Annotated in this window: 17 protein-coding genes; 9 read left to right on the top strand and 8 right to left on the bottom strand. The window is 62.9% G+C overall.

The genetic code is table 11. From position 1 onward, the window contains the following. Positions 1-13: 13 nt before the first annotated feature. Positions 14-1294, top strand: coding sequence for a cytochrome b (locus tag AU381_RS03710; protein ID WP_064240454.1), 1281 nt, complete (start codon positions 14-16; stop codon positions 1292-1294). Between the two features lie 32 nt (positions 1295-1326). Continuing rightward, complete coding sequence (locus AU381_RS03705; protein ID WP_064240453.1) at positions 1327-2205, top strand: cytochrome c1; 879 nt, start codon at positions 1327-1329, stop codon at positions 2203-2205. 99 nt (positions 2206-2304) lie between these two features. Here the strand turns inward: AU381_RS03705 and AU381_RS03700 are convergent, their stop codons facing one another. Together AU381_RS03700 and AU381_RS03695 are read right to left on the bottom strand one after the other, a co-directional pair. Further along, the gene (locus tag AU381_RS03700; protein ID WP_064240624.1) at positions 2305-2727 is read right to left on the bottom strand and encodes a VOC family protein; all 423 of its coding nucleotides are present in this window, start codon (positions 2725-2727) and stop codon (positions 2305-2307) included. 248 nt (positions 2728-2975) lie between these two features. Next, on the bottom strand, positions 2976-9257 hold the full coding sequence (locus tag AU381_RS03695) for an apolipoprotein A-IV repeat region-like domain-containing protein (RefSeq protein WP_064240452.1): 6282 nt from the start codon (positions 9255-9257) through the stop codon (positions 2976-2978). A 526-nt stretch (positions 9258-9783) separates the two neighbouring features. Between AU381_RS03695 and AU381_RS03690 the strand changes: the two genes are divergently transcribed. Together AU381_RS03690 and AU381_RS03685 are read left to right on the top strand one after the other, a co-directional pair. Beyond that, a complete protein-coding gene (locus AU381_RS03690; RefSeq protein WP_064240451.1) occupies positions 9784-10152 on the top strand; it encodes an Hpt domain-containing protein in 369 nt (122 codons plus the stop codon). Positions 10153-10436: 284 nt separating this feature from the next. Then, positions 10437-10757: a 2Fe-2S iron-sulfur cluster-binding protein gene (locus tag AU381_RS03685; RefSeq protein WP_018239892.1), complete on the top strand. Its 321-nt coding sequence runs from the start codon at positions 10437-10439 to the stop codon at positions 10755-10757. Between the two features lie 602 nt (positions 10758-11359). Here the strand turns inward: AU381_RS03685 and AU381_RS03680 are convergent. After that, positions 11360-11989, bottom strand: coding sequence for a DUF922 domain-containing Zn-dependent protease (locus AU381_RS03680; RefSeq protein ID WP_064240450.1), 630 nt, complete (start codon positions 11987-11989; stop codon positions 11360-11362). A 197-nt stretch (positions 11990-12186) separates the two neighbouring features. Here AU381_RS03680 and folP point away from each other — a divergent pair, with 197 nt between their 5' ends. The 3 genes from folP to folK are packed head-to-tail and all read left to right on the top strand — an operon-like array spanning position 12187 to position 13932. Continuing rightward, positions 12187-13056 carry a dihydropteroate synthase gene (gene folP, locus AU381_RS03675; RefSeq protein ID WP_064240623.1) on the top strand — a complete coding sequence of 290 codons (870 nt, stop codon included), beginning with the start codon at positions 12187-12189 and terminating at the stop codon, positions 13054-13056. Further along, positions 13053-13424: a dihydroneopterin aldolase gene (gene folB, locus AU381_RS03670; protein WP_064240449.1), complete on the top strand. Its 372-nt coding sequence runs from the start codon at positions 13053-13055 to the stop codon at positions 13422-13424. Before folP ends, folB begins: the two co-directional genes overlap by 4 nt. Then, entirely contained in the window at positions 13411-13932 is a 522-nt protein-coding gene (gene folK, locus AU381_RS03665; protein WP_064240448.1) for a 2-amino-4-hydroxy-6-hydroxymethyldihydropteridine diphosphokinase, read from the top strand. The genes folB and folK overlap by 14 nt, the downstream gene beginning before the upstream one ends. A gap of 161 nt (positions 13933-14093) precedes the next feature. Here folK and AU381_RS03660 read toward each other — a convergent pair whose 3' ends face one another. The 4 genes from AU381_RS03660 to AU381_RS03645 all read right to left on the bottom strand — a co-directional run bounded on the left by AU381_RS03660 (position 14094) and on the right by AU381_RS03645 (position 18011). Then, on the bottom strand, positions 14094-14645 hold the full coding sequence (locus AU381_RS03660) for a hypothetical protein (RefSeq protein WP_064240447.1): 552 nt from the start codon (positions 14643-14645) through the stop codon (positions 14094-14096). A 95-nt stretch (positions 14646-14740) separates the two neighbouring features. Then, positions 14741-15820 (bottom strand): YcjF family protein, encoded by a 1080-nt coding sequence (locus tag AU381_RS03655; protein ID WP_064240446.1) that lies wholly within the window; start codon positions 15818-15820, stop codon positions 14741-14743. Continuing rightward, on the bottom strand, positions 15817-17307 hold the full coding sequence (locus tag AU381_RS03650; protein WP_064240445.1) for a YcjX family GTP-binding protein: 1491 nt from the start codon (positions 17305-17307) through the stop codon (positions 15817-15819). Before AU381_RS03650 ends, AU381_RS03655 begins: the two co-directional genes overlap by 4 nt. 170 nt (positions 17308-17477) lie before the next feature. Next, on the bottom strand, positions 17478-18011 hold the full coding sequence (locus AU381_RS03645; RefSeq protein WP_064240622.1) for a SixA phosphatase family protein: 534 nt from the start codon (positions 18009-18011) through the stop codon (positions 17478-17480). 414 nt (positions 18012-18425) lie between these two features. Between AU381_RS03645 and dksA the strand changes: the two genes are divergently transcribed. Then, positions 18426-18845, top strand: coding sequence for an RNA polymerase-binding protein DksA (gene dksA, locus AU381_RS03640; RefSeq protein ID WP_012708186.1), 420 nt, complete (start codon positions 18426-18428; stop codon positions 18843-18845). Between the two features lie 103 nt (positions 18846-18948). Here the strand turns inward: dksA and AU381_RS03635 are convergent, their stop codons facing one another. Beyond that, positions 18949-19980, bottom strand: coding sequence for a flagellar biosynthetic protein FliO (locus AU381_RS03635; protein WP_064240444.1), 1032 nt, complete (start codon positions 19978-19980; stop codon positions 18949-18951). 376 nt (positions 19981-20356) lie between these two features. Between AU381_RS03635 and cckA the strand changes: the two genes are divergently transcribed. After that, positions 20357-22975, top strand: coding sequence for a cell cycle histidine kinase CckA (cckA, locus tag AU381_RS03630; protein ID WP_064240443.1), 2619 nt, complete (start codon positions 20357-20359; stop codon positions 22973-22975). Positions 22976-23015: the final 40 nt, after the last annotated feature.

Here is a 23015-nt window from a genome sequence, read left to right as displayed (position 1 = left end):
GGGACTACTGATAATGAGTGCTGAACATTCAACCTACACGCCAACGACAGGCATAGAGAAGTGGGTTGATTCCCGTCTTCCGCTGCCGCGCCTCGTTCACGACTCGTTCGTCTCCTATCCGGTGCCGCGCAACCTGAACTACGCCTATACGTTCGGCGCGATGCTGTCGGTGATGCTGATCGTCCAGATCCTGACCGGCGTCGTGCTCGCGATGCACTATGCCGCCGAAGCGACTGTTGCGTTCAAGTCGGTCGAAAAGATCATGCGCGACGTCAACCATGGCTGGCTGCTGCGCTACCTGCACGCCAACGGTGCGTCCTTCTTCTTCATCGCCGTCTATCTGCACATTGCCCGTGGTCTCTACTACGGCTCTTACAAGGCACCGCGTGAGATCCTCTGGATACTCGGCGTCGTCATCTACCTGCTGATGATGGCGACCGGCTTCATGGGCTACGTTCTGCCCTGGGGCCAGATGTCCTTCTGGGGTGCGACGGTTATCACCGGCTTCTTCTCGGCCTTCCCGCTGGTCGGCGAGTGGATCCAGCAGTTCCTGCTTGGCGGCTTCGCCGTCGACCAGCCGACGCTGAACCGCTTCTTCTCGCTGCATTACCTGCTGCCCTTCATGATCGCCGGCGTCGTCGTCCTGCACATCTGGGCGCTGCATGTCGTCGGCCAGACCAACCCGACCGGCGTCGAAGTGAAGTCGAAGACCGATACCGTGGCCTTCACGCCCTATGCGACGCTGAAGGATGCGCTCGGCGTCTCGGTCTTCCTGATCGTCTATGCCTGGTTCGTCTTCTACATGCCGAACTATCTCGGCCACCCGGACAACTACATCCCGGCTGACGCGCTGAAGACCCCCGCTCACATCGTTCCTGAATGGTATTACCTGCCGTTCTACGCGATGCTGCGCGCCATCACCTTCAACATCGGCCCGATCGACTCCAAGCTCGGCGGCGTCCTGGTGATGTTCGGTTCGATCATCGTCCTGTTCTTCCTGCCCTGGCTCGACACGTCCAAGGTACGCTCGGCCGTCTACCGCCCCTGGTACAAGCTGTTCTTCTGGATCTTCGTCGCCAACGCCATCATGCTCGGCTGGCTCGGCTCCCGCCCGGCAGAGGGCCTCTACGTCGTGATGTCGCAGCTCGGCACGCTGTACTACTTCGGTTTCTTCCTCGTCATCATGCCGCTCCTCGGCCTGATCGAAACGCCGAAGCGCATTCCGAACTCCATCACCGAGGCGGTGCTGGAGAAGCAGAATGCCAAGGCGCAGCCGAAGACCGCGCACGCCTGACCGGAACAGCGATTGATAAGGAACTCACAACAATGAAAAAGCTTGTTACAGGCATTCTGTCACTCGCTGTCGTCGCCGGTCTCGGTCTGGGAGCGGCTTTGGCCCAGGGCGAGGAAGGAGGCGGCGAGGAGCACGCCGCCGGCGCCACGCCGCACTATCCGCTGCACAAGCCGGAACAGCAGGATTGGACCTTCGCCGGCCTCTTCGGCCACTACGACAAGGGACAGCTGCAGCGCGGTCTCAAGGTCTATACCGAAGTCTGTTCTGCCTGCCATTCGATGGAGCTCGTCGCATTCCGCACGCTTGAGCATGGTCTCGGCTATTCCGACGCCCAGGTGAAGGCCTTTGCGGCCAATTACGAGGTGCAGGACGGCCCGAATGGTGATGGCGAGATGTTCACGCGCAAGGCCGTACCGTCCGACCACTTCCCGTCGCCCTTCCCGAACAAGGAAGCCGCGGCGGCCGCCAACAATGGCGCCGCACCACCGGACTTCTCGCTGATCGCCAAGGCGCGCGGCATCGAGCGCGGCTTCCCGCAATTCGTCTTCGACATCTTCTGGCCCTACCAGGAAGGCGGTCCGGACTATATCCACGCGCTGCTGACGGGTTACCAGGAGCCGCCGGAAGGCGTTCAGGTCGCCGAGGGGACGCACTACAACCCGTATTTTGTGAGCGCCTCGGCGCTGGCAATGGCGAAACCGCTGTCGGACGATCAGGTCACCTATGATGACGGTGCGCCGCAAACCGTCGATCAATACGCAAGGGACGTCTCGGCATTCCTGATGTGGGCAGCAGAGCCGCATCTCGAAGACCGCAAGCGCACCGGTTTCATGGTCATGGTGTTCCTGCTGATCTTCACCGGCCTGATCTATCTGACGAAGAAGTCGGTCTACGCCAGCAAGGATCATTGATCTGAAGCTGGTATTGTCAGAAAACCTTGTTCAAGGGCCCCGGCAAAACCGGGGCCTTTTGCATGAAGTGCCGTTTCGCGCATCGATTGCGGATTGTTGTCAGTCCTCGACTGTCCATTGCGGGTTCCAGGCGATCTCCCACAAGTGTCCGTCCGGATCGTGGAAGTAACCGGAGTAGCCGCCCCAGAAGCGGTCAGACGCGGGATCGGTGACAATGGCGCCTGCGTCCACAGCTTGGCTCATGATGGTATCGACCTCCTCTTTGGATCTGACGATATGTCCTATCGATACGGCGCCGAGACGCGCCTGCGTCACGCTGATCTTCGCATCCTTTGAAAGCGAAGGCGCCGGATAAAGCGCCAGGATCAGGTCACCGCCCATGTGGAAGAAGACGACGGCGCCATCTTCAAACTCCTCGCCGATGATACCCTTGGTCGGCAGGCCCAGGCCGTCACGATAGAAGGCGAGGGACCTTTCCAGATCGTTCACGGCGAGCGTCAGCACTTTTATTCGCGGTCTCATCTCCGCCTCCATGTGCAGGCGCCCCAAGATACCGCGTGTCTTCATGCGAGAGAGGCGATCTGCGGACGCCACGATACCATTCTGACAGATTACAGTGAACGGTCCCTCTTTTCACGCTCGACTCGCGACAATGAGCGTTGGAGCTCAGGGCATGCAGCGATCTCGATCAGAACACAGGCGCCCAAAAACAGCGGCCCCGCCTTGCGACGGGGCCGTGACGATCTTCGGCTTCAGATTACGACAGGCCTTCAGCTGAAGCGTCCGGCCGCATGGGCGAGCATCGTGTAGACCTTGCCGGTGTCTGATGTCAGGTAGGTCTGGGTGATGCGTTTGTCCGGATCGTTGCGTGCGACATCCGCAAGCAGCTTTTCGAAGTCGGCGATGTAGCGATCGACCGCGGTGCGGAACTCAGGCTCGCGATCATACTTCCGCTTGATCTCGTCGAATGTCTGTTGGCCCTTCAGCGTATAGAGCCGGCGGGTGAATACGTCCCGCTCACCGCGCTGGTAGCGGCGCCACAGCTCGACCGACGCGTCGTGGTCGATCGCCCGCGCGATATCCACCGAAAGCGAGTTCAGCGACTCGACGACATGGCGCGGATTGCGGCTGTCTCCGGTCCGCGTCACAGGCTGGCTCTCAGCCGGCCGAGGACGCGCGGCCTGCGGCTCCTCCTCGCGGGAGGCGGCGCGAAGCAGGTCACGCATCCAGCCGCCACCTTCCTCGACGCGCTCATCGCCGGCCGCCGGGCGGGCGGGCTGCAAAGGACGCGTCGCCTGTTCAAGCCCCAGGCTGCCACGCAGCGCCGCGGCCGGCGCAGCGGGCTGCTGCTGGACCGTCGGCTGCTGCTGGACCACGGCTTGCTGCGGCGCGACGGAAGGTTGAACGACCGGGGCGGGCGCGGCCAGCGCCGGCTGCTGGCGAACCGGCTGGGCAACCTCGAGCTGCGTCGAAGACTTGCCGATGATCTCGGAGAGCTCCTGCAGTGCCTTGATCTGCTCGGCAACGGCACGCCGCATCACCGCGGCGTTTTCCTTGGCCTCTTCCGGCAAGTCGAAGGCGCCGCGCTTCAACTCCTCGCGAGTCATGTCGAGTTCCTTGCGGATCTCGCCGGCGGAACGACGAATGTCGTCAGTCGCGCCGCTGAAGCGGTTGATCGCTTCATCGATCGCCTGGCGCACGGCCTCGCGCAGCTGCGTTGCAACGCCGTCCGACTTCTTGCCGCTTTCGGCCAGCATCCGCTCGACGTCGGAGACCGAAGCTCCGATGCTGCCACGCAGGCGGGTCGCTGCATCCTTCGCGCGCTCCTCTGCATTGGAGAAGGCGCCTTCGAGCGCCTGGTTCGCTTCGTCGCCGGCCTTGGCGACGGCCTGGCGCAGGGCCTCGGAGGCGCTGAGCGCCCGGCCCTCGATTGCAGACAGCGTGTTGTTTGCGTCGGCGATCGAGCTTTCGACGCCGGTGCGCAGCGCGTCGGCGATCTGGCGCGACCGCTCCTCGGCGCGGGCGAACACGCCCTCGACGGAGGCGGCAGCTTCGCCGCCGGCCTCGGCAAGCGCGGTGCGCATGGCTTCCGCTGCTTCCGTGGCCCGTTGTTCGGTGCTCGACAGGAGCCGGCCGACATCGGCGAAGGAGGACTGGATGCCGCTGCGAAGGTTGCCGGCCACCTGGCCGGAGCGCTCCTCGGCGCGCTGGAAGGCGCCGTCGACGAAGCCCTCGAGCGCGCGCATCGTGCGTTCGATCTCCTCCGAACGCTGGACAAGACCCACGGAGAGGGTCCGCAGGGCGTCCTGCCGCTCCTCCAGCGTGCTGGCGAGGTTCGATTGCGCCGCTGCCAGCAGGTTGGAGGCTTGGCCAAGAACCTTGGAGTGATCCTCGAAGCGGCCGACGATGCCGCCGATCTGCGAGAGTGTCGATGCGGCGATGTCGGACAGCTTGTCGACACGGCCTTCGATGAGGCGGGTGGAGCTCGACAGCATGTCGGATGCATGCCGCGTCTGCTCGGAAACCTTCGCCGCGGCCGCCTCCAGACGCTGGTCCATGTCGCCGAGACTGCCGGTCGCCTGTTCGATGACCGATGCGATGGCGGAATTGTTGGTCGCGAGCTGGTCGATCAGCCCCATAGCGGTCGACTGCAGCCGGTTCTCGACCATCTTCATCGCCTTGGCGGTCTCTTCAGCCCGCATCGAGATCGCATCGAGCGTTTCGCTGGTCCGCTCGGTGATGGCGTTGACAAGCGCCGCGTTTTCGGCCCGCAGCCGGTCTGCGCTTTCCTGGGTCAGGGCGGCGATGCGCGCGGCCGCCTCCTTGCCCGTTGCTGCATATTGTTCGATGACCGGGCGCGCCTGCTCGTCGAGAAGACGGGTGAGTTCGAGCGAGCGGCCGGCAAGCATCGAATTCAGCTCACGGGTGCTTTCGTCGAGTGCACTGCGGATCGACTGGCCACGCGCATCAAGCGCCTTTTCCGCTTCCGTCAGGCTTTGCCGGATGCTCTGGGTGTGGCTGGCGATCTGATCCTGGGTCGAGGCCAGGCGCGCCGCTGCGGAATCCGCAGCGTCCGTGACCGTGCGGGCGAGGTTGGCATGGCGTGCCGCCGTCGCCGAGGCGGTCTCTTCGATCGAATTCGCGAACTCGGCATTGCGGGCAGCCAAGGCACTGGCGAAATCAGCACCGGCCTTGGAGAGCAGCTCGGCCGAACGTGCGGCTTCCGCGTCGATCTCCTGGGCGGCATCGCTGACGGCTCCGCGCAGGCTGGTGACGAGTGTTGCTGCCTTTCCTTCAATCGTTCGGTTGACGTTTTCGAGACCGATGTTGAGGGCGCGGTCCATCGTGCCGAGCCGCTCTTCGATGCGACCTGCACCGGCCTCCATCGCGGAAGCGATGCGGCCTGCACCGGCGTCCATGGCGGAATTGATGCGGGCTGCCGCGGTCTCGCTGATCCGGTCGATTTCGCCGGCGCGCTCTCCGAGGCTTTCGGCGATCCGTTGTCCGGCATTATCGACGATGGCGTTCACGCTGCCGACGCTATCGCGGATCCGATCTTCGAGAGAGCCGAGGGTCGTTTCAATGCGGCCGCCGGTGTCGTCGACGATGGCGCTGACGTTGCTGACGCCGCCGCGAATGCGGTCTTCCAGCGAAGCGAAGCTCGATTCGACCCTGGCGCCGGTTTCCTCGAGACGGCTGTTGATGCCGTTAAGCGAAATGTCGACGCGATTGGTCAGAGTGTCGGCTGCGAGACTGATCTGGTCGGCCGTCTCGGCGAGGCGTTCGGCGATGTTGCCGGTTGTCGAGCGCATGCGTGCATCGAGCGCTTCCGTGCCGCGGTCGATCGCGCCGGCCATCGAGGCCTGCCGCTCCTCGAGCGACATTTCAAGCATGCTGGCGCTGGTCGCCAGCGTCGTCGCCATCGCCACCGACTGGCCGGACAGCAGCTCTTCCAATCGCTCGCGGCCCTGGCCGACGGCGAGATCGATCGCCTTTATGCGGTCGTCGAGCGTCGAGCGGATCTGGTCACGCGTCGTCGTCAGGGTATCCCGCAGGTGTTCGGCCTTGCCGGAAAGCGTCTGGTCGATCTCGGCCGCGTTGCTGGCAAGCGACGCGGCCGCTTCCGAGGCACGTGCGGCGAGTGCTTCGGTACTGCGCTCGATCGCGCCGGCGATCGAAGCCTGCCGCTCCTCGAGCGACATTTCGAGCATGCTGGCGCTGGTCGCGAGCGTCGTCGCCATTGCCATCGACTGGTCGGACAACAGCTCTTCCAATTGTTCGCGGCCCTGGCCGACGGCGAGATCGATCGCCTTTATGCGATCGTCGAGCGTCGAGCGGATCTGGTCGTGCGTCGTCGTCAGCGTCTCCCGCAGGTGGTCGGCTTTGCCGGAGAGCGTCTGCTCGATCTCGACCGCCTTGCCGGCGAGCGACGCCGTCGCCTCCGAGGTGCGTGCAGTCAGCGCCTCGGCGATCTGAGCGCTGGTTCCCGCCAGCGAGTCGGAAATCCTGCCGACGCGGCTGCTGAGATCCTCGGCGATGCGCGCGCTTGTGTCGGTGAGGGTGTCGGCGATCTGGCCGACGCGGCCGCCAAGGTTCTCGGCGACCTCGGAGACACTCTGCGAAAGCTTGTTCTCTATCTCGCCGACGCGGTCGGTCATCGTCTCGGCCACGGCCATAGCGCGGAAGGTCAGGCTGTCGGCGACATCTTCGGCGTGGCGGCTGAGCGAGTCCGCCATCTCAGTGGCGCGTGCCGACATGGTCGTATTGATTTGAGCGGCGCGCTCGGAGAGCACGCCGTCGAGGGCTGCCGTCTGGCTGGCGAGCGTGTCGGTTATCGCCTGGCTGCGCTCCGACAGAACTCCTTCGAGTGTCGTCGTCTGGCCGGTCAGGGCCGCGGAGATCGTCTGGCCACGTTCGGAGAGAACGCGCTCCAGGCGATCGGCCGTGCCGCCGACCGCGTCCTCGAGCGCGCTTGCGCCGGAGGTGAGGGCGGCTGACAGCGCGGCGGTGCGCTCCGAAAGCGTATTGTCCAGCCGATGCTGGCTGGCAGCGATCGCGCTGGTGATCTCGTCGGTGGAACCCATGAGCGTCTGCTCGATGCGGGCATGGGCGGATTGCAAGCCGTCGATGAAGGCGGATGTCCGGGAATCAAGACCTTCCGTCAGGCGCTGTTCGCTCGTCGTCAGCGCATTGGCGAGCGCATCGGCGCGCTGGCCGAAGCCGCCTTCGATCCTTTCCTGCGCTTCCGTCAGAGCGCCCATCAGCGAACTGGTCTTGTCGGAAAGCACGCCCTCGATGCGGCTGTGAGCATTGCCGATCAGGTTGCTGAGTTCCGTGGTGCGATTGCCGATCGTCTCTTCGATGAAATCCTGTGTTGCTCCAAGCGCCGTCGCGAGTGTCAGAGACTGGTCGGAGAGCGCAGAACCGATTTTCTCGACACTGCTGTCCAAGGCAGTGCCGATCGCATCCGAACCGCCGGACACGGTTTCGTTGATCCTGTGCAGGCTCTCCATCAGCTTGGTGTCGAGCAGGCTCGCCCGCTTGTCGAAGGCGCTGGCGAACTCGTGGAAGCGCTCGTCGAAGGCGGTCGCCAGGTGTCCGACGGTCGTCTGCAGCTTCTCTTCGAAGAAGCCGCCGCGCAGATCCAGGTCCATGATCGCGTCGTCGGCGCTCGATTTGAGGCTCTGGCGGAAGCTTGCGCCCTTTTCGTCCAGTGCCGCATTGAGCGACGAAAGCATGTCTTCAAGGCCGCCGGTGATCGCCTGTTGGCCGACGCTCAGGCTTTCGTTGAGGTCGCGGGTTCGCGCGATCAAGGTTTCGTTCAGCTGGCGGGCGCGCTCGTTAAGAGCGGTGTTCAGCTTCTCGGTGCTTGCATCGAGCGTCGAGGCGCGGGTTTCGAACTGGCTGAGCAGCTGCTCGCCGCGCTTCGTCAGGTTCTCGCTGAGGGCGTCGAGCCGCACGTCGAATTCTTGGCTGAGCGTCACGCCGGCGTTCGTCAGGCCGGAAAGCAGAGCGTCGGTGCGGCTCTCCAGCATGGTGCCGAGGGTCTGCAGCGCATGGTCGGATTTCTCGCTGAGGGCCGCGGCGCGCGTGTCGATCAGCGATGCGAAGGCTTCGCCGGAGACCGCGATGCGCGACGCGATATCTTCGCTTGCGAGTTCCAGGTCATCCTTCAGCTTGCCGTGCGCGCCGGCGATCGCCGAGCGGATCCGCTCGGAATGGCCGATGATCGCTTCTCGCTCCAGCCCCAGTTCCTGAACCAGGGTGCGAACGCGCAATTCGTTCTCGCTGTAGCTGCGTTCAAGGGCACTGACTTCGGAGTGGACAAGGGCTTCGAGTTCGGTCGCCCGTGCGATGGTGCGTTCGATGCCCTCGTTCATGGCCGAGACTTCGCGGCGAACCGCCTGGCCGACGGTCATGACACGCTCCGCTGCAGCGGTTTCAGGTTCGGCCAACCGCAGGGCGACCTCGGCCATCGAGCGGGCCGCGTTGCGCAGTTCCTGGGCCCGCGCAATCATGATCGCAAAGGAGAAAAAGAGCATGATCGGCAAGGCGATGCCGATCAGTATGCCGATCGCTCCGGGCGTGGCCGCAAGATCGCCGAGAGAGCGTATCTGCCAGATCTGCGGCGCATAGAGGAGGTGGCCGATCGCAATGCCGGCAAGTGCCCACACCAGCGATATCAGCGCCGCGACGCGGATCGCCGCCCGGCTGGATCGAATTTCGAGGGAGCGGAGCATTGCCGCAGGCGATCTGCGCGTATCGTCATTGGCCGGGGAAAGGGCCGGCTGCTTCGGGGCGGGCTCCGGGGCAAGCGTTCGAGGCGTTTCGCTCGTCCGGGCCCTTTGCGCTTCCGGCTGTTCCTTCATGGCGCGCTTGTGCTCGGATGTGGCCGCCTTCGTGCTGGGCTCGGACACCTTTTCCTCCGGATCATCCAAGGAATTCTTGTCGTTCAAGGCCGACTTCAGGTCGTCAAAGTCGATCTTCAAGGCAGCTTCCAGGGCCTGGAATGCCTTTTCGTCGATCGATTCGTTGCTCTTCTTCGTCGCCATAGGGATACGCCTCACTACTATTGCCCGCTCATGGCCGTCTCGTTGGCGCCGCTTCCGGACCATGAGACTCCCTCAACCAGGACGGTGACCCGCAAGCTACGCGCAAGACATTCGCGCAATACTCCCACTGGTCACCACTGCATCGCCTCGGTGGAATAGCCGCAGCTCTCGTCTCAGGACACCGGGCGCGCAGCTTATCCACCAGAACAGTTGCCACTTTCATATGCAGACCTGTTCCTAATCGTATCGTAGTGACACATTAGCCTGGTTCTTACAATTAAGCGCAATCCGCATTCGTTAGAATCCTAATGAATTCTTAATGGGGCGGTGATGCCGAGCTCCGAAAAACCAAGGGAAACAGCCTGTTTGGCAAACGTTAACCATGCCATCAGATTTCGGACGCCATCGCGACGCCTTTAAGCCGATCGCAGCGAAGCTCCCCGAGGATACATGTCTGAAAACGGTGCGTTTGCCCGATGCATTGTCGATCAGGACCTGATGTATCGTCAATTAGGGAAATGGGCTCATGGCGGCGCTGAGAATAGCCTTCGAAACACCGGACCATCCGGCAAATTCATCTCCTGCCGGGAGACAGCCTATCGACTTTGTGGAGCTTTCCAAGCAAACCATGGGAGACAAGGACCTCGAAATCGAGGTTCTTCAGCTCTTTGCGCGCCAGGCGCGCCAAATAATAGCCGACATCGGCGACGCGGATGCAGTCGGGTGCGGCCAGTCGGCCCACCGCTTGAGGGGGGCGGCGCTCGCGGTCGGGGCTACCCGTGTTGCCGAGGCCGCCGCCGCCATAGAGCAGCGGCCCACCGACTGGACCCTGCGCTCGGCACTCGGCGCAGCCGTGCTCGAAACCGAGCTTTTCATCCTCAAGCTGTGCCGCTGAGCCCCCGGGCGAGCGGCCGATCGTGGCCGTTTTGCGGGGGGCGCTCCGCAAGCCGGGACGGCTCGTGTTGACTGGCCATCCGAATTGTTGGAAGAAACTGCCCTGAATTCAGGCTGGCCGTGCCTGCCGCCGGCGGTCGGCGCTCGCTACTGCATGTTTCCTTAAATCGGAGCCGATTTGAGGATAAAACTTGCAGCAATTCAAAGTGCTGCAGCGACCCTTGTGCGTTCAAGAAAGACGCACGGCGCTGCAGCGGATCCCATCCATTCATTCCGGAAAGAGAAATGACAAAACTTACGATCGTAGCCTTTGACGGCACGCGCCACGACCTCGATGTCGAGAACGGCTCCACGGTCATGGAGAATGCGGTTCGCAATTCCGTGCCGGGAATCGAGGCCGAATGCGGCGGTGCCTGTGCCTGCGCAACCTGTCATGTCTATGTCGACGACGCTTGGGCGGCGGCAGTCGGCGCCCCGGAAGCGATGGAGGAGGACATGCTGGACTTTGCCTATGACGTACGGCCGACGTCGCGGCTCTCCTGTCAGATCAAGATAAGCGAGGCCCTGGATGGCCTGGTGGTGCATGTGCCCGAGCGCCAAGCCTAATGCATGTCGCCCGAAAGCGTGCAGCGGTTTTGGGACGACGACATGCACAGAAACAAAGACCTAAAGCGCGCCGCGTGAATACGTTCGAGCGCGTCGCGCTTTAGGCCTATCCGGTAGCGTCCGCCCCGTTCGGTCTATCCACACCTTGGACACACCGCGCAAAAAAATGCCTCGCTGGTCATGGCGACGAGCGAGGCAAGGGGGGCGTATCGCATACAGATGAGGGAGGGAACACCTGCTGCACCAAGACACGCCAGGAGAACCTGTTTTGCCTCATCGCGCGCGGCCTTATCGAGCACCCACAAGCAATGAAGCGAACCGCATCAAGTACAAGTCGACGATCCAAATGCGACGTTTTTACTGTCGACCTCGCAAGATAAATGACCAAACCACAGAGCGGTTGAACTTTCGCTCCGCCACTCGTTTCATGGTGTCAATATAGCTGAGTCGTTTATCGGCGGCTATCGTTAGATTCCGCCAATAAAATACTGTGGGTTTCCGCTCCGTTGCCAAAAGGATTGCGGGCGAAGTCACATTGTTCTTCAGGGTGGTGGCGTTTGGCGAAACTGTCCGGGCGCAGCCGGTGGTCAGCACCGGCGTCGCTAGCGCTCGGCTTTCTTCAGAGATTCCAGGCGATGTTGCAGCAGCCGTATCATTCGGCGGTCGAAGTTCGCCGCTTCCGTGCGGTCGAAGCGCGCCTGGTCCTTGTCGTGGCTTGCGACTTCGGCGGCACTGACTTCGGCCACCCGTGCCTGCATAAGCTCACAATCTTCCTCCGGCTTCAGTCCAAGAAACGCCCTTTCCATCTGACGGGCGTGATTTCGCGCAATCTCGGCATGGCGCTCCTCATGGCGCTTGATGTCGGCCGCGAGCGTATCCCAGACGAGAGCGAGATCCCGGCCTGCCTGCCGGCGATACTTCCAGCGCGGCAAGATGATACGCGTGCTCAGCGTCACGCGTGCCGTGCCGACAGCACAACGCCCGCCGCGGCTGACATAGCTTATGGTGCCGCCGAATTTGATTCGGGTGGCGCCGGGGTGGCGCGTGCCGGTGTTCTTCATCAGCGGGCCGCTGGAGGCAAGGGCCTTGTCAAGCTCCGCCGCCGTACGTCCGCCGATCGAGAAATAGGTGACGCTCTTACTGATCAAGGTCTCGCCCGAGGCACTGCCAAGCGGAAGGCCGACGAGAAGTGCGATCAGGGCGGCTCTCAGCGGATTACGAACTCGGAACATAGGTCGGCACTCGTGGATTGAAGTTGACGCAAGCTTGCGGCATAGCCGGGACGAGCGCAACAGAAATCGGCCCATTCCGAAGTCGACAAATCGATAGCTGCGTGAAAGAATCGTACTAACCCTTTGCTTTCAAAGGCGCCTGCTCTTCCGCATTGCCGACGAGGATGGCGCCGACCAGAGCCGCGGACCGCCCGAAGATGACCTACAATCCATTCCAGAGATTTCATTGGCAACTGGCGCATGGGCGCAGTCTGGAACTGGGGCCGCGCGGTGTGCTGATGGCGATCATCAATGTGACGCCGGACTCCTTTTCCGATGGCGGCCGCTTTGCCGATGCCACGGCTGCCGTCGCGGCGGCGACGCGTGCGCTCGATGATGGCGCGGCGATCCTGGACATTGGCGGCGAGTCGACCCGCCCCGACGCGGATCCGGTCGATGCCGCCGAGGAACAGGCGCGGATTCTCCCGGTGATCCAGGCGCTGGCCAGCCAGACGGATGCGATCATCTCGGTCGATACCTATCGCGCCGAAACGGCGCGTTTGGCCGTCAAAGCGGGCGCTCATATTGTCAACGACGTGCATGGTCTGCAGCGAGAACCGGCGATCGCGCAAGTCGCTGCCGAGTCGGGCGCCGGACTTTGCATCATGCATACGGGGCGTGATCGGCGGAAGCTCGGCGACGTCGTCGAGGATCAGTTCCAATTTCTGAACCGCTCGCTGGAGATAGCCTCCGAGGCAGGTGTCACGCGCGACCGAATCGTCCTTGACCCCGGTTATGGCTTCGCGAAGGACGCGGATGAGAACCTCGAACTCATGGCCCGATTTGCGGAATTGCATCGGTTTGGCCTGCCGTTCCTGGTCGGCACCTCGCGCAAGCGCTTCATTGGCGCGGTTACCGGCCGCGAGGCGAGAGACCGCGACGCCGGTACCGCGGCGACGACTGCGCTCCTCCGTAGCGCCGGGGCTGCAATCTTTCGGGTGCATGATGTCGCAATCAACAGGGATGCACTGGCGGTAGCGGATGCTATGCTCAGCGCAAAGAACAGCCGACGGGACACGAAGCCATGACTGCGACCTACACGATTACCCTGAAGAACTGCGCCTTCTTTGCGCGCCATGGCGTGCTCGACGAGGAGGAGTTCCTCGGCCAGCGTTTCTTCGTGGACGCCGAACTCGAGGTGGAGCAGGGCACGGCGCTTGCCGAAGACTGCATCGACGATACCGTGCATTATGGAATCGCCTTTGCCGAGATCGAAAGGATCGTGACGGGGCGCAGGCGCTACCTGATCGAGTCTCTGGCGCTCGAAGTCGCCAAGACTTTGTGCGCTCGTTTTCGGCAGATACGCCGGGCGAAAGTGTCCATCCGCAAGCCCAATGCTCCGGTCCCAGGGGTCCTGGACTACGTGGAAGTCACGGTCGAGCATGTTGCAGGGTAAGAAATGGCGGTACGCTACATTGGGCCTGGGGGGCAATATCGGCGATCCGCGTCGCGCGATGGCGGACGCGCTGCGGGCGCTCGACGAGCGGCCGGACTGCCGGGTCACGGCGGTTTCGCGGCTCTACCGGACGCCGCCCTGGGGAAAGACCGACCAGGACTGGTTTTTCAATGCCTGCGCAGCGGTCGAAACCACGCGCGACCCCGAAGCGCTGCTTGAAATCTGCCTCGAGATCGAGCGGGTGATGAAACGCGTCCGCAAGGAGCGCTGGGGGCCACGCACGATCGATATCGATCTCCTGACCTTCGAAGGAGCGAGCTTGACGGCCGACAGGCTGCAATTGCCGCATCCGCGCATGATCGAGCGTGGCTTCGTGTTGATGCCGCTTGCCGATTTTGCCGCCGACCTTGAAGTAGCGGGCAGAACGGTCGGCGAGTGGCTGGCGGACGCAGACGTGACCGGGATCGAGGTCGCCGAGGAGGGGGACTGGTGGCGGGCCGGCAATTGATGGCAGTGCGGGGCTCGGCCGTGCAGAGTTATACAGTGCCTGGCGCCGGTCATGATTTCTATGCCATCGAAGGACAAACGCTCAGGCTGTGTCTTGCGAGGATCGAAGGCTTCCTCAAGCTGCGGTAGAGCTCCGGCAATGGCCGGAGCCGACCGATGGAGCTACTCGATCGAGCCGACGGCAATGTTGTCCATCTGCCTGTTGAGGCTGACGCCGATGACCGGCACCATCGTCTCCTCAACCTTGACGGAGATCGTGATGTTCATCGTCTCTGCGTTCTGCAGGCGGGCAATCATCGCACCATTCAATTTTTTACGGTTGATCCCAACGACCACCTTGTCGCTGGCGACGTTGCCGGAAACGATGTCCAGGCCCTTGCCGTCGGCGCCATCGAGGAACTTGCCGGTGTAGCTGCCACCCTTCTGCGTGATCGTCGCCGACATCGGCTGCTTGAACACGCCGACGCGGCAGAAGCCGTCGAGCTTTATGCCGGCTTCCTTGCCTGAACTCGGCTCGCCGGTCAGGTCGCAGGTGAATTTGGTACCCTTGTATTTGCCCGCGACGATCTCGCCGGGACCTTTCCATTGCCCGGCGACCTTCTCGAAGAAGGCCTTGTCACGGGTGCCGGAAGATGCCGGCGTCGCAATAGCTGCAATGGCTGCAAGCGCGATGGCGGCAACGCCGCGAACAATCAAAGAAGGGCGCGAGAACATGATCGATCCTTGATGGGTCAACGTCGAAATCTGGCAACCACATTTGCGTTAAAATGGTTAATGGAGGGTTTCCGTGCCGCTCTGGAAAGCATTCTTCAGGCGCCGTTCGAGCCCTCGGATCTCGAAGCGCCCGGCGTCAGGTCAGCCAAGAAATCCCCTATGCCCGGGCGCTTCAGCGCTCGAAACGGCATCGGCCGGCAGAGATCCATGGCGGCAATGCCAATACGCGCGGTCATGAGGCCGTTGATCACGCCCTCGCCGAGTCGGGCGGAGAGCTTGGAAGCCAGGCCGTGGCCGAGGACCTGCTGAATCAGGCTGTCGCCCGCGGCGATGGAGCCGGTGACCGCCAGATGGGCGATCACATCGCGCATCAGCCGCAGCAGGCCGAGCGTGCCGGGCCGCCCTCCATAAAGTTCCGCCATTGCCCGGATCATCCGCGCCGACTCGTAAAGGACGTAGCCGAGGTCGACGAGCGCACGGGGACTGACAGCGGTGACGATCGAGACGCGTTTCGAACCGGCCAGGATGATTCGGCGGGCGTCGCGATCGAGCGGGGCAAGGAGCTCCCGCTCCGTCAGTTCGAGAAGATGGGGAGCGTCGATGATCTCGCCCTCGGTTTCCGCAAGCCGCGCCCGCCCCTTGGCGGTGCGTGGATTGGCGGCAAGCAGGCGGACCAGTCGCGCTGTCGTGGCTCGTGCGGCCTTGCTGTTGCCGAGCGCCGTTACCTCGGTGACCTCCGATTTCAGTTTCTGGATCGCCGTCAGTTGCATCATGCCGGCGAGTTCGCGCCCGACGACGACCAGGAAAGCGAGGGTGCCGATCGCCACGACCCCCACCGCCGCATAGCCGAGCCAATCGGCACGCGAGAAGAGATCGCGCACGAGGTGGTCGATCCACAGTCCCGCGGCGAGCGAAAGGACAATGGCGAACGCGCCGGCGGCCACCTTGCCGAAGGAGAGGCGGCGGCGGCGGGGTCGAGCCTCGGGCGGATCGAGCGCCTCGATGGCAGCGGTCGTCGCCATGAACGGGTCTTCCGCATCGGGCGTCAATATGACCTTGTCGCTGAAGCTCGCAGGGGGACGACCTGGCGCTTGCGAGCGCTCTACCGCACGCGTTTCCGGTTCCATCGGGAAAACGGCAGGCTTGCGGGGGCGATGCTTCGGATCGTCACTCATGCCAAACGATCTCCAAGCAGGAACTGCATGGCCCGGTCGAGCCGGATGTGCGGGACGGAGAGCTTCAGTCCGCCGCGCGTCTCCTCGAGATGGGGGGGACGGAAACGCACGAAATTAAGCTCTGGCATCGCGTGCTCCGATTCGGCCGGGATCGACGCGGAGCCGCCAAAATCCTGGAACAGGACTTCAGGAGCTTCCGGTAAATCACCGGGAAATATGGCTGTTTTTCTCTCACCGTCAAAAACATCGCCGTTGATCCTCTCTCCGGCGATCGGCGTGCCGACGATGACGGGCAGGGCGTGACCGTCATGATTGACGGTTGCCTCGCGCGTCGCCCGGACGGAGGCGAGCGCCATGACTTCGAGGCCGGCGCCGCTCATGCCGATACGATCGGCGGCACGGCCGACGAGGCGCGCCGCGATCCGTTCAAGCCGATCATGGCTCTCATGGTGGAGGTGATCGGCCTTCGTGGCGGCGATGAGCACACGATCGATGCGTCGTGTCAGAAAGGTGGAGAGCCACGAATTGGTCCCCGGTCGAAAGCAGGCGAGCACGTCTGCCAGCGCCTGCTCCAGGTCTCTCAACGCCTCCGGGCCGCGATTGATCGCCTGGAGCGCATCGACGAGGACGATCTGGCGGTCGAGCCGGGCAAAGTGCTCGCGGAAAAATGGGCTGACTACATGCGTCTTGTAGGCTTCGTATCGCCGTTCCATCATCGCCCAGAGCGAACCCTTGGGTGCCCGTCCTGGAGGCAGGTTCGGGAGCGGCGAGAAGGTGAGGGCGGGCGACCCCTCGAGGTCGCCGGGCATCAGGAAGCGGCCGGGGGGCAGGGTGGAGAGCGAATGGTCGTCCTCCTTGCACGCCTTGAGATAGGCGGTGAAGCTCTCCGCGAGACGGCGGGCGCTGCCCTCGTCGGCCGCCGTTTCCGCCCCGCTCGCGGAGGCAAGTGCCAGCCATTCGCGAGACAAAGCAGCGCGCGCCCCGAAACGAGCCCGCTTCACAGTCGTCTCGCTGAACTGCCGGAAATCCTGGGCGAGGAGGGGCAGGTCCAGCAGCCATTCGCCCGGATAATCGACGATATCGATCGACAGGCGCCCGGCCGAAAACATCCGGTTCCAACCGCTTGCACTTTCGTAATCAAGAGTGATGCGCAATTGCGAGATCGCCCTTGTCGAATCCGGCCAGACCCGGTCGCGCACGAGTGCGGCAATGTGGTCTTCGTACTGAAAACGCGGGACGGCATCGTCGGGCTGTGGCTCCAGCCGTACCTTCGACACCCGCCCGGAGCGGACCGGCTCGAAAAGCGGCAGGCGTCCGCCGTTCAGCAGGTTGTGGACCAGTGAAGAGATGAAGACGGTTTTGCCTGCCCGCGACAGGCCGGTCACACCTAGCCGGAGGGAAGGACTGACGAGCCCGGCCGTGCGATCGGCGAGGTTGTCCAAGGCGATCAGTGCGCCGTCTTTGAAGCTGGTCAGTAAGGACGCCAAATGTCTCCGCCCCTTGGGGATTGTTCCATCGATCCAGCGCTACTGCCGGTATCCCAACGGATTACGGGCATCCACGTGTTTTGCGATATAGGAAATGTTTCCGTCTGCGCAATGACGCACCGCGATTTGACTCCCATCCGGACCATATTCGTACGTGATGAAGGACCGGGTCACTGCCCTGCGACTTCCTCGGGCTCGGGGATCAGCAATGTCGAAAGCACCGCGGCCGGGATGCGGCCGGCGCTGGGAGGTGCCGAGAAATCGACGACTGCCAATCCGGCGGGCGGATAGCCGTTCGCCAATGCCGCAGCCGATTGCTCCTCGCCAAGATACTTCCGCAAAACGTCCTCGATCATCGGATTGTGTCCGATCAGCATAAGCGAAGTCCGGTCAGCATGCGCTTCGACAAGATCGGTGTATACGCCGGCAGGGCCGGCGTATAGTTGGTCGACGTAGCGGACATCCAGGTCTTCGCCAAGCGCCCGGCGGAATGGTTCGGCGGTCTGGCGGCAGCGCACCGCGGTCGAACACAGGACGAGATCCGGGCAGATCCCATGATCTGACGCGCTCTGTGCAATCAGTTCCGCCTCGGCATAGCCGACGTCATCAAGCGTGCGGTCGAAATCCCTCTGTCTGGGCAGGGCCCAGCCCGACCGGGCGTGTCGCAGGAGGATGAGGCGGAATGCCGGAGCGCTGTCTTGCATATATCCATCCGAATCTGACGCGGCCGGCATAGGGCGAACCTCTGTCTTTGGCGGGATACCGTCGCATCGGTAACTTGTCTCCCTGCGAGCACAAAGATCAAGCCGTTCTCCACGGTTTTCGTTCGGCAATCTCACGGCCACTGAAATGGCGCATGCGGTCACCGGATGTCGCAATTGGCAATGTGAGTGAACCGCTGCACCCTGCGCGCTCAAGGTGATGGCGAAAGCTTGCTGTCGAGCGCCGGCGGGAATATTATGGAGACCGTTTCATGTGTAATTTTGATGAAATATTCGCCAGTTAGCCTGGAATGCAAGCATTGTTAAAATAAGCGTAGGTGTCCTCCGCGAGGCTTGAATCAAGCCCTTCATAGGTCTATACACCGCCGCAATGAGATGTTCTTCAGGAGAATCGCGTTGAGTGAGAAGATCGATCTTAGTACCTATGTCCTCTCCGAGGACGAGGATTTCATGAATGCCAACCACCGGGCATATTTTCGTGCAAAGCTGAATGCCTGGAAAAACGATATCCTTCGCGAAGCCCGCGAGACGCTGGATCACCTGGCTGAGGAGAGCGCCAACCATCCGGATCTCGCCGACCGAGCCTCCTCAGAAACAGACCGCGCCATCGAATTGCGCGCACGGGACCGCCAGCGGAAGCTCATTGCCAAGATCGACGCCGCATTGCAGCGCTTGGACGAGGGTACCTATGGCTATTGTGAAGAAACGGGTGAACCGATCGGCTTGAAGCGCCTGGACGCCAGGCCGATTGCAACGCTTTCGATCGAAGCCCAGGAGCGTCACGAGCGTCGGGAGAAGGTCTATCGCGACGAGTAGGCTCGGTTTTTCAGACTTGCAAAGACGGCGCGGCGTAGTCGCGCCGTTTTTCTTTGCCTTTTTGGGAGAATTCCGAGAACAGCCGGTAGCGGCGCTCCACTGGTCAAGGTTTGCGACCCGCGGAAATGTCGGCCAGCATGCGGCTCATCTCTTCCTCGATCGATTCTTCCTTGCGGTCGTCCTCCAGTGGCGGGCCGAGGACCGGTTCCTGGCGCGCGGCGGCGGCCGTTGGGCGGGCCTCCGGCTTCGGCGCCACCGTGGATGAGAGCCGCTGGAGATCGCCGCTGATTTCCGCGTCGAGGAACCGTTCGAAGTCCGCCGCCTTGTCGACGGCGACCGGTCTCTCAATAGTGGCCGGACTTTCGACGGCGACCGGTTCGGCCGGCCGGGAAACGGGCGGAAGCTGGACGGGCCGCGGAGGTTCCGGCGTCTCTGATACCGGTTGCGGGAACCGCTCGTCGCGAGAGGGTTGCGTCATGGGAAGAATCCGTTCGCGCGCCGCCCTCAGAGCATCCTGAGGCGATACGGCGGCGGACACAGGAAGGACTGCAGGGGCGGAGGGCGATGTCCTGACGACGGGCTCCGGCCGAGGCGGCGGTTCGACCGGCATGGGACGCCGTTGCACGGTTGCCTCGGGCTTCGGTGCGGGCTCCGGCTCCCGGACGGGTACCGCGCGCGGCGGCTCATCGGATCCCACCGGCCGGATCGGTTCTATTTTTGCGGTTTCCGCAGGTGCGTGCGCCGAGACCGGTTGAGGTGCCGGGGCGGAATGCTCCGGCGCGGCTGGCGATTTGGTAACCTGCCGTTCCGCCGTCGCGGCGACGGGAGCGGCGGCTGCCGCCGCATCGTCAGGCACGATGCGGCTTTCGATGACGATGTCTGTGGGCCCGCCGATCATGATGAGATGCTCTACGTCGTCGCGGCGGACGAGCACGAGCCGGCGACGCGTATCGACCGCGGCGGCATCGAGCACGGCGAGCCGCGGCTGTCGGTTCTTGCCGCCGCGTACGAAGGGAGACGAGGGTCTGTTTCGCATGATCCAGAGCACCGCCACGAGGCACAGCAGGCCGATGGCGACGGCTCCGGCGGCGATGATGAATCGGCTACCGTTGTCCCCGACCAACGTTTCCATCATGGGCTGAACTCCCTTCTTGTCGTTCTTGTCGTTCGCATTGCAACATTTGACGGCTTTTTTCGGGCCGGGACAAGGTTGCGCCCGACATTCCCTGTGAATTGACTGTTGCGCTTCCGCCGAGACGCTTTCTGCTGTTATCTCTGATTGTTAAAGATGATTCCAGTTCGATGAAGCGGATGGGTACACTCGGATCTCGCGAAGCCTTGTCGAATGCCGGCGACTGCATAGGACCTTAAACCGGACCGGTTTTGGGGATAAATTATGCGGCAATTCAAAGCATTACGGTGGCCCTTGTGCGTCCGCGGGGTGCGCGGCGCGGCAAGTCAGCGGGGTGCCGGTGTAGCGGCGGACGAACCCGCCAGCAGGTGAGGACCCGATGACGAAATTGCGGCAGTCAGGTGATTACCAGATGCCGGTTGTGGACCGGGGCGTGCGGCCGGGTACCGTGTTCAGGATCATCGTGCTGGCGGTGGTGTTGACGGCTTCCGCCGCCGCCTTCGTCGTCTTCAAGAACCAGCTCGAGAACGAAATCGTCCTCGGTATTCTCGGCGTGCTGGCGATGGTCGGGATATTCTTCCTCGTTTCGTCGGTAATCGGGTTCATCGAGGTGATGCCGCAGTCCCGGCCGGATGAACTGGCGCGCGCCTTTCTCGATGCCCATGAGGACGGCACCGTGGTCACCGACCGCAAGGGACGCATCGTCTATGCGAACGCCGCCTACGGCGCGTTGACCGGCGCGAAGGGCGCCGCCGGCATCCAATCGCTGGAAACCATCCTGTCGCGAAACCGCGAGGCGACCGAGGCGATCTACCGGCTGACCAACGGCCTGCACGAGGGCAAGCAGGGGCACGAGGAATTCCGTCTTCTGAAACCTTTGGCAAATGGCGCAATGACGGGTTCGGGAGCGCATTGGTTTCGCCTGAAGGCGCGCGTGCTGCCGCTGGAGGACGCCAACAGCAATCCGCTCTATCTCTGGCAAATTGCCGATATAACGGCCGAGCGCGATGACCAGGAGCGCTTTTTCAAGGAACTGCAGAACGCCATCGACTATCTCGACCATGCGCCGGCCGGCTTCTTCTCCGCCGGACGCAAGGGCGAAATCTTCTACGTCAACGCCACGCTTGCCGATTGGCTCGGGATCGATCTCACCAAGTTCCAGCCGGGATCGATCAGCATTGCCGATCTCGTCGCCGGCGAGGGACTGGCGCTCATACAGTCCGTGCAGGCCGAACCCGGCCTCAAGAAGACGAAGGTGCTGGACCTCGATCTGCGCAAGGGGAACGGCCGGAGTCTGCCGGTAAGACTGATCCATCGCGTTTCCTCGACCCGCGACGGCGCGCCTGGGGAAAGCAGGACGATCGTCATGTCTCGTGAGGGCGAAGACGGCGATCAGTCGGCGTCGAGCGCGGCGATGCGGTTCACGCGCTTCTTCAACAACACGCCGATGGCCATCGCCTCGGTGGACGGCGACGGACGGATCCTCAGAACCAACGCTCCGTTCCTGAAGCTCTTCGCCGGCCTCGTTTCGCAGGACGACGTCGAGCGCGGCATAAGGATCGACGCGGTCATGCACGAAGCCGAGCGGATCCAACTTGAAGAGGCGCTCGCCGCGGCGAAGGACCGGCAAGGCGACATAGCGCCGATCGATTCGCTGCACCCGGCCGATGAAGGTCGCCACTTCCGCTTCTATGTGAATGCCGTCATCGACCAGAGCGATCAGGCGCCGGAGGAAGCGGCGATCGTCTATGCACTGGAGATCACCGAGCAGAAGGCGCTCGAGAACCAGATGGCACAGACGCAGAAGATGAATGCGGTGGGAACGCTCGCCGGCGGCATCGCGCACGACTTCAACAACGTGCTGACGGCGATATTGCTTTCCGCCGATCATCTGCTGCTTTCGGCGCGCCCGGCGGATGCGACCTTCGCCGATCTGATGGAAATCAAGCGGAATGCCAACCGCGCCGCCGTCCTGGTGCGGCAATTGCTCGCATTCTCGCGCAAGCAGACCATGCGGCCGACCGTCCTCAATCTCACCGATGTCATCGGCGACCTCAGGATGCTTGTCGATCGGATGACCGGCACCAATGTCAAGGTGGACGTCGACTATGGCCGCGACCTCTGGCCGGTGAGGACCGATCTCGGCCAGTTCGAACAGGTGCTGCTCAATCTGGCTGTAAATGCCCGCGACGCCATGCCCGGGGGCGGAACGATTACGCTCAGGACGCGAAACCTGCCGGCAAGCGAAATTGCCGCAATCGGGCGTCGAGAACTGCCGGAAGACGACTTCGTCCTGGTGGAAGTCTCCGACCAGGGAACGGGGATTCCGGCCGAGATCATGGACAAGATCTTCGAGCCGTTCTTCACGACGAAGGAGGTCGGCAAGGGTACGGGCCTCGGGTTGTCGATGGTCTATGGCATCGTCAAGCAGTCGGGCGGCTATATCTATCCGGATTCGGAGGTCGGCAAAGGCACGACCTTCCGCATCCTGCTGCCGCGTTATGTGGAAAGCGCCGAGGCGCGGGAAGAGACCACTCCGAGCGAGGCGGCTGCTGCGAGCGCTTCGGGACCGGCAAGCGAGCCAAGCGCGGCGCCGGCTGCGCAGACCGAGCCTACGGATCTCACCGGCGATTCTGCCGTGGTACTCCTCGTCGAGGACGAGGAAGCAGTGCGTCGCGGCGGCAAGCGGATGCTCGAGACACGCGGCTATACGGTTCATGAGGCGGGATCGGGCATCGAGGCGCTGGAGATCATGGACGAGCTCGACGGTGCGGTCGATATCGTCGTGTCGGACGTGGTGATGCCGGAGATGGACGGGCCGACGCTGTTGCGCGAATTGCGGAAAAAGTACCCGGACCTGAAGTTCATCTTCGTGTCGGGCTATGCGGAGGATGCCTTTGCCCGCAACCTGCCGGCCGATGCCAAGTTCGGCTTCCTGCCGAAGCCGTTCTCGCTGAAGCAACTGGCAGTGGCCGTCCGTGAAATGCTGGATTCGTGAGGCCGTGCAGTAGCCCGGAAGATGGCCCGACGCGTTTGGC

Origin of the sequence: Sinorhizobium glycinis, from assembly GCF_001651865.1 — a bacterium.
GTDB lineage: Bacteria > Pseudomonadota > Alphaproteobacteria > Rhizobiales > Rhizobiaceae > Sinorhizobium > Sinorhizobium glycinis.
The sequence above is the reverse complement of the archived record's forward strand: the minus strand, read 5'-3'. Positions and strand labels throughout refer to the sequence as shown.